This window comes from Mesorhizobium sp. M7A.F.Ca.CA.003.01.2.1 (assembly GCF_003998945.1).
GTDB classification, from domain to species: Bacteria; Pseudomonadota; Alphaproteobacteria; order Rhizobiales; family Rhizobiaceae; genus Mesorhizobium; species Mesorhizobium ciceri.
This window is the reverse complement of the sequence record NZ_RZRA01000311.1, coordinates 1-5,564: the sequence shown is the minus strand read 5'-3', so window position 1 is coordinate 5,564 and position 5,564 is coordinate 1. Positions and strand designations below refer to the sequence as shown.

The 5,564-nt window shown below is 64.2% G+C and carries 5 protein-coding genes; 4 read left to right on the top strand and 1 reads right to left on the bottom strand.

Annotated features, from left to right (window positions below; all coding sequences use genetic code 11):
- Together EN969_RS14555 and EN969_RS14550 are read left to right on the top strand one after the other, a co-directional pair.
- On the top strand, positions 1-870 hold an 870-nt coding region (locus EN969_RS14555; RefSeq protein WP_164758257.1), incomplete at its 5' end, for an ATP-binding cassette domain-containing protein.
- A gap of 124 nt (positions 871-994) precedes the next feature.
- The gene (locus EN969_RS14550) at positions 995-1,891 is read left to right on the top strand and encodes a LysR family transcriptional regulator (RefSeq protein WP_063167476.1); all 897 of its coding nucleotides are present in this window, start codon (positions 995-997) and stop codon (positions 1,889-1,891) included.
- A gap of 100 nt (positions 1,892-1,991) precedes the next feature.
- On the opposite strand, the gene EN969_RS14545 is transcribed toward EN969_RS14550, so the two are convergent.
- On the bottom strand, positions 1,992-3,488 hold the full coding sequence (locus EN969_RS14545; protein ID WP_063167475.1) for an aldehyde dehydrogenase family protein: 1,497 nt from the start codon (positions 3,486-3,488) through the stop codon (positions 1,992-1,994).
- A gap of 141 nt (positions 3,489-3,629) precedes the next feature.
- Here EN969_RS14545 and EN969_RS14540 point away from each other — a divergent pair, with 141 nt between their 5' ends.
- Both EN969_RS14540 and EN969_RS14535 read left to right on the top strand, forming a co-directional pair.
- Positions 3,630-4,373 (top strand): glucose 1-dehydrogenase, encoded by a 744-nt coding sequence (locus EN969_RS14540; RefSeq protein WP_013533144.1) that lies wholly within the window; start codon positions 3,630-3,632, stop codon positions 4,371-4,373.
- Between the two features lie 25 nt (positions 4,374-4,398).
- A complete protein-coding gene (locus tag EN969_RS14535; RefSeq protein ID WP_063167474.1) occupies positions 4,399-5,499 on the top strand; it encodes an isocitrate/isopropylmalate dehydrogenase family protein in 1,101 nt (366 codons plus the stop codon).
- Positions 5,500-5,564: the final 65 nt, after the last annotated feature.

The window sequence follows — 5,564 nt, the reverse complement described above, 5'->3', positions numbered from 1 at the left end:
GTCATGCGCGATGGCGAGATCGTCGCGTCCGGCGAGGCCAAGGGCTTCACCCGCGCCTCGATCGTGCAGGCCATGGTCGGCCGCACGCTCACCGAAACGCTGCATGGCGAGGTCAAGCGCACGGCGCGCCCCTATGGCGACAAGGTGCTTTCGGTCGAGAATCTGTCCTGCGCCGGCCTGGTGCGCAACTCTTCCTTCTCGGTGTTTTCAGGCCAGGTCACCGGCATGTTCGGCCTTGTCGGCGCCGGCCGCACCGAAATGGCCAAGGTCGTCGCCGGACTGTTGAAGCGCAACATCTTCCACGGCGGCGAGATCCGCCTGCTCGGCAAGTCGGTGCGCTATCGGGTGCCCAGGCCTGCGGTGCGCGACGGCATCGTCTATGTCACCGAGGATCGCAAGGTCGACGGTTTCTTCGAAACCATGACCGCGGGCGAGAACCTGCAAATGGGTGAACTGACCGAGGGCGCCAATCCCGTCTCCATGGTGTCGCTGGCGCGAGCCAGGCAACTTGCCCGCGAATGGGGCGAACGTCTGAGCCTGCGGCAGACCAGCGACCGAGCCCGGATGATCGAGCTCTCCGGCGGTAACCAGCAAAAGGTCGTGATCGCCAAATCGCTGATTCAGAAGCCGAGGCTGGTGATCTTCGACGAGCCGACACGCGGGGTCGACGTCGGCGCCATCGTCGAGATCCACCAGCTCATCAGCGATCTCGCTGAGCAAGGCATGGCCGTCGTTGTCATCTCGTCCTACCTGCCTGAAATTCTCGCCGTTTCGGATCGCATTCTGGTGGTCAAGCGCGGCCGCGTGGTCGAGGAGATGATGCTTTCGGAGGCCACCGAGGAACGCGTCATGTTCGCCGCGGTTCATTGAGCGGCTCGACAAGAGAGACACTTTTGCCGGCCAAGCCAGGACCAATGTCTGGCCTGCCCTATTGCCTTGCAATCGGTTCCGCGTCTGAATAGGTCAGGGGTCAGATCACCCTGCCCGAGCGGATATGCCCAGCGTCAACCTCAAACTTCTGCAGACGTTCTTGCTTGCCGCCGAAAACGGCAGCTTCCGACGTGCTGCCGAGGAGAGCAACCGTTCGCCATCGGCGGTCTCGATGCAGATTCGCGACCTTGAGGAGCAGATCGGCATCTCGCTGTTCATCCGCACCGCACAGCGTGCCAGCCTGACGCCGGAAGGCCAGATCCTGTTCGAGGAGATCGCCAACGTGATGTCACAGGTGCAGACCAGCCTCGACCGCCTGACGGAGGTCGCCGCTCGTCGCAAGGGCAAAGTGCAGATCGCCTGCGCCCCGACGCTCGCGGCAAGCCGGCTGGGCGATATCCTGGCGACATTCAAGTTGCGCTATCCACGCAGCATCGTCGAGGTCATCGAGAGTCCGCCGCAGGCCGCGCTTGGCCTTTTGCAACAGCAGGAGGTCGAGTTCTACATCGGCCCGGAACTGCCAAACCTGACGGACTTCCAGTTCGAGTCCATCCTCGACGATCCGCTGATGGCCTGCATCCCCACGGAAATATACGGCGGCGAAAAGAAGCTGCTGCTCTCCGACCTGCTGCGCTATCCGCTCATCCTGCTCAACCGCAAGACCGCCGTGCGCGGCCTTGTCGATCGGCTGACGGCGGCGGAAGGCATCGAGTTCAAGCCGCAATACGAGGTCGAAAGCGCACAGACGGCGGTGGCACTGGTGTGTTCGGGACTTGGCGTCTGCGTGGTGCCCGGCATCGCCATTTCGCGCAATGACGAGCGTATGCGGGTGGTGCCGATCGACCATCGCGACGCCCACCGCTCGGTCGGCATCATCACCGCGCGGGGCTATGTGCACCACTCCTTCTCCGAACAGCTGATGAACCTCATCCGCACCAATTTGCGCGAACTTGCAAACTGAGCGTCGCGCCTTCGGACAGGCACCTTGCACGAGCGCCGAGAATGGTGCGCTGGGAATGCCGCCATTGGCAGCCCGGCCTCACCTGAATATCAGCGCACCCTCAGTCGGTCTGGATCCAGATCGACTTGGTCTCCAGATATTCATGCAGATGTTCGATGCCGCCCTCGCGGCCGTAGCCGGACATCTTCATGCCGCCGAACGGCACCGCCGGGTCGATGGCGTGGTACATGTTGACCCATACCGAGCCGGCCTTGATGCGGCGGGCGAGCTTGTGGGCGGTGCCAAGATGACTGGTGCAAATGCCGGCCGCCAGGCCATAGGGCGTCGCATTGGCCCGCGCCACGGCTTCGTCGAGCGTGTCGAACGGCATCGCCGAAATCACCGGACCAAAGATCTCTTCACGCGCGATGGTCATCTTGTCCGACACCGCACCGAAGACAGTCGGCGCGATGAAATTGCCGCCGTCGTAGGGCCCGCCGGTCAGTCGCGAGCCGCCCGCCATCAGTTCCGCGCCTTCGTCGCGGCCGGCCTTGATATAGCCCACCACCTTGCCGGCCTGCCTGGCATTGATGAGCGGGCCGATTTCGGTTTCCGCCTCGATGCCATGGCCGATGCGAAGCCTGCCGGTAAACTCGGCGACCCGGCGCACGAATTCGTCATGGATTTCGCGGGCCACGAAAAGCCGCGAACCGGCGATGCAGATCTGGCCCGAATGCACGAACACAGCCATCGCGGCGACAGGAACCGCCTTGTCGATGTCGGCATCGCGGCAGACGATGATCGGCGATTTGCCGCCGAGCTCCAGGGAAACGCGCTTGAGGTTGGTCACGCCCGCCCGCGCGATGGCCTGGCCGGTCAGCGTCGAGCCGGTGAAGACGATCTTGTTGACGTCGGGATGTTCAGCGAGCCGCGCCCCGGCCTCTGTCCCGGTGCCGGTGACGACGTTGACGACGCCGTCGGGAACGCCGGCCTCCTGCATCAGCCTGGCGATCAGCAGCGGCGTCAACGAAGCATCCTCCGAGGGCTTCAGCACGATGGTGCAGCCGGTGGCGAGCGCCGGCGCGATCTTCCAGATCGACGCCGCGGTCGGAGCGTTCCAGGGGATGATCGCGCCGACAACGCCTACCGGCTCGCGCCTTGTGAACGAGACGATCTCGCCGGGGATCGAATTGTCTATGGATTCGCCATGCAGCGCGGTCGCCATGCCCGCATAGAAGCGCAGCATGCCGATGACGCGCCGCCGGTTGGCGAGCGTGCGCGTGATCGGCAGTCCCATGTCGAGAGTGTCGGAAACGCTGAGTTCTTCCCAATGGGTCTCGAAGAGATCGGCGATGCGCAGAAGCACGCACTGCCGCTCGTAGGGCGAGAATTTTGACCACGGCCCTTCGAAGGCCGTGCGCGCAGCGTCCACCGCCGCATCGATGTCGGCCGCCGAGCCACGCGGCACGGTGGCCAGCACTTCGCCAGTCGCCGGGTTGAGCGCCTGCATCTCCTGGCCGGATTGTGCCGGAACCCACTTGCCGCCGACGAACATCGGCCGGAATTCGCCATGGTAGAGCGCCGTGGCCTTCGCCCGCGGGTCGAAATTCAGCGTCATCTCTTCCTCCTCACAATTCCGTGGCGACTATGACTCCCACGCCGGTCGACCTCAAACAAGGAAAGCTAAAAGGGCGTTCAGATAATCGGACTGTGCAATGCACGCGACTTCCCCGATGGTGCCGGCAACGGAGGAACAGATATGAGACTTGCTGGCAAGGTCGCTATCGTCACGGGCGGCGGTTCGGGATTTGGCGAAGGCATCGTCAGGAAATTCGTCACCGAAGGTGCGCTGGTCGTGTTGATGGACCGTGATGAGGCCGCCGCGGCTCGCGTTGCTGCCGAAGCCGGCGAAAATGTGCGGCCAATCACTGGCGACGTCTCGACACTCGGAAGCTTCGAAGCGGCGGCAGACCTGGCCCGCTCGGCCTTTGGCGGTCTCGACATACTGGTCAACAATGCCGGCGTGGCCCAGCCGCCCTTGGCGCTCGAGACGATGGACGAAGAGATGTTCGACCGGATCGCCAACGTCAACATGCGATCCATCTACAATGGCGCCCGTGCGGTCGTCGCGCATTTCAAATCCATCAAATCAGGCGCCATCCTCAACGTCGCCTCCACCGGCGGCGTCTCGCCGCGCCCGAATTTGACGTGGTACAATGCTTCCAAAGGCTGGGCGATTGCCGCCACCCGGGCCATGGCCGTGGAACTCGCCCCCTTCGGCATCCGCGTCAACGCCATCAATCCGGTTGCCGGCGACACGCCACTTCTGTCCACTTTCATCGGCTCCGGCGAAGAGAACCGCGCCCGCGTCGTCGCCACCATTCCGATCGGCAGGCTGTCTACGCCGGCGGACATGGGCAACGCCGCGGCATTCCTGTGCTCCGACGAGGCCAGCATGATCACCGGCGTCGACCTCAACGTCGATGGCGGCAAGTGCATCTGAGCGTTAGACCATTTGGGAGTTGGCGATGAAGCCTGTCTACGAAATCGCCGTGGTGCATGGCGACGGCATCGGCCCGGAAGTCTGCGCCGCAGCGGTTCAAGTGGTGAAAGCAGCGCTCGGTCCCGGCAGCCCCTTGCACTTCAGCGAATACCCGGCCGGAGCCGAGCATTTCCTGAAGACCGGCCAGAGCTTTCCCGAGCCGACCTTCCAGGCCTGCCGCGAGGCGGACGCCATCCTGCATGGTGCGGGCGGCTTGCCGGGCGTCATCCATCCCGATGGGACCGAAGCAGGCCTGGATTTCACGCTGAGGCTGCGCTTCGAACTCGATCTCTATGCCAACATCCGCCCCGTCAGGCTTTTCGAGGGCGTGCCGAGCCCGTTGAGCGGAGTGAAGGCCGGCGGTATCGACTACATCATCTTGCGCGAGAACAGCGAAGGGCTTTACGCCGCGCGGGGATCGGGCGCGCTGTTGCGCGGCGAAGTGGCGGTCGACACGCTGGTGCAGACCCGCTCCGGCATCGAGCGCATCGCACGCAAGGCCTTCGAACTGGCGCGCCAGTCGGGCGGCGCGCCCCGTGACGGCGTGCGCCGGGTGACCTGCTGCGACAAGGCCAACGTGCTGCGCAGCTATGCCTTCTTTCGCTCCGTCTTCGACGAAGTGGCGAAGGACTATCCCGATATCGCGACCGAGCACGCGCTGGTCGACGCCATGGCGATGCATCTCGTGGTGAAACCGGGCCATTTCAACGTCATCGTCAGCGAGAACATGTTCGGCGACATCCTGTCCGACCTCGCCGCCGCGACGGTGGGCGGGATGGGCATGGCGCCTTCAGCCGAGATCGGCGCGGCCAACGGCTTCTTCCAGGCCGCGCACGGCTCGGCGCCCGACATTGCCGGCCAGGGTATCGCCAATCCGTATGGGACGATCCTGTCGGCAGCCTCGATGCTCGACTGGCTCGGCCACAAGCATGGCGACGAGAGACTCAACCAGGCCGCAGCGCGCATCCGTCGCGTGACCGAGGACTGCCTGGCCAACGGGCTTCTGAGCGCCGATCTGAAAGGCAGGGCGTCGACCAGCGAGATAACCCGTTCGGTCTGCGACCGGCTCGCTGCCGGGCGCGACTGATATGACCAAGCCAAGGATAAATCTTGTTGGACCTGGCAAGGTCGGCCAGACGCTCATGCGCCGGA

Coding starts and splice junctions, on each gene's coding strand:
- EN969_RS14550 (WP_063167476.1), top strand. CDS start 995: ATGCCCAGCGTCAACCTCAAACTTCTGCAGACGTTCTTGCTTGCCGCC.
- EN969_RS14540 (WP_013533144.1), top strand. CDS start 3,630: ATGAGACTTGCTGGCAAGGTCGCTATCGTCACGGGCGGCGGTTCGGGA.
- EN969_RS14535 (WP_063167474.1), top strand. CDS start 4,399: ATGAAGCCTGTCTACGAAATCGCCGTGGTGCATGGCGACGGCATCGGC.
- EN969_RS14545 (WP_063167475.1), bottom strand. CDS start 3,488: ATGACGCTGAATTTCGACCCGCGGGCGAAGGCCACGGCGCTCTACCAT.